The sequence below is a fragment of the Viscerimonas tarda genome, from assembly GCF_054601255.1.
On record NZ_BAAHWV010000114.1, the window covers coordinates 1 to 1,799 of the forward strand.

The following is a 1,799-nucleotide window of genomic DNA, read 5'->3' on the forward strand; positions in this document are numbered from 1 at the left end:
GTTATTGTAGGGCTGCGTGGCAGCGCCGTTTTCCTGTATAAATTTGGTGGCCGGATTCATGGCATGAACGGGTACCGTCAGGTCTTCGTTTACAAAGGTGGGGTTGTAGGCGTACTGGTGCCAGACATTGCGCGAGGGAGCCCAAGGGGAGCTACCGGAACGAAAGACCTGCATCCTGTAGTTAGCGCCAGTCATACTACCGCCAATTCCACCTGCACACACAATATCGGCTGTGCCGTCGCCGTCAATATCGGCTATTACCGGCATTTCGTAAGTTGTTGCCGAATATTGCGAATATGTAATCAGGTCGGTTAGCGAGCCGTCGGTTTCGGCGTTCATGATGCGCAGGTTCTGCATATCGCGGTACACAATTTCCATTTTGCCATCGTTGTTAAAGTCGAACACTGTCATCCCTGTACGACATCCGGTTTCGTAAGTAAGAATCTCCCATTTTCTGGTCAGCCTGCTTGTAACGCCAAAAGCTGTTGGTATCTTCACCACCTGCAGGCGAGCATCGTAGCTTGTATTATTGTTGTTAACGGAAGCTTGTACCAAGTTCGCACTTTTTGTCAGACCAATTTCCAGTTCGCCGTCGCCGTCAACATCGCCGATAAAGGGATAGGAGTTGACGTTGGCTTGCAGGGTGTCGGCAAACAGGATGGCATCGTTGTGTACATCCCATGCATACAGGGCGACATAAGATTTACGAACGGCCTCGGCCCCCCCCGTCATTGCAAGGTTATGGCGGGAGCTATACGACACCAGCACATCGGGGTGGCCGTCCTTGTTGAAGTCGGCGATTCCGGCCCAGCCATCGTTTGTGATGGGGATGGCGCCAATGTTGGTAATCACACCGGTACTGACTTCCGGCGCCGACTTGTAAAGCGCCATGCTCCAAGCGCCGGCAGTATTTGTTACCTTGTAGGCTTTACCCCCGCATATCAGTTCGGGGTGGCCATCGTAATCCAGGTCAACGGCAACAGTCAGCCCTCCGGCAGATAAACCGGCCGCTGGCGTAACATTTATGCCAAAAGGGTCGGAATAAATATTATTATTGGTGCCTTGTGAATTCCAGCCACAGTTCTGATAAAGAGGGTCGCTGTACTTCCAGTTGGCAAGAGGGGTATCCGGCAAACCGCAAAGGTAGTTCAGGCCATTGAGCGAAAAAACCTTATTACCAACATAAACTTCCGCTTCGCCGTCTCCATCGAAATCGGCAAAGCCGATGGTTCGGCCTGTCATTTGAATGATATTATCTGGCAGGGTAAACAGTGTATTGCCGTGTGGCTGGTCGCTCTTGTATTTGAATGTTAAGGTTGGTGTGCCACCGGGCGTGTCGTATTCGAATGCATAGATGTAACCATCGGTACCCAGCGCTACAACAGCGCCTTTTCCGTTTGAAAACCGCGAAAAACCGCGAGAGCCGTGATAATAAGTATAATGAAAGAAGCTTGTGAATGTACCACCGGCAATTCCGGCAAGCGCAACGAGGTTAAATTCGTATGTATCCTGAAGATTGCCGTCTTTAAATAAAACAAGATTATTCATCGATGCAACATCGCTAACACCGTTACCGGCCAGTATTTCCGGCAAGCCGTTATTGTCCAAATCGGCTACATACCACGGCGTATGAGGTAGTACAGTCTGCGTACTTGTTTCCGGTGTTCCAAATACCCAGTTAAACGGCACCGCCGGGATGGCGCATATCTCGTTCTTAATATCGTCGCCCTTGTTTCCCGGCAGCAGGAAAGCCGTTGCGGGGGCGCTGGTTTCGCCGTTGCAGGTAACGGTGTAAGTAA

At 50.9% G+C, this 1,799-nt stretch carries 1 protein-coding gene; it reads right to left on the reverse strand.

What is annotated here, in order from left to right; translation table 11 throughout:
• The coding region (locus ACYPWY_RS16140) for an FG-GAP repeat domain-containing protein (protein ID WP_459686572.1) at positions 1–1,799 on the reverse strand (1,799 nt) is incomplete at both ends.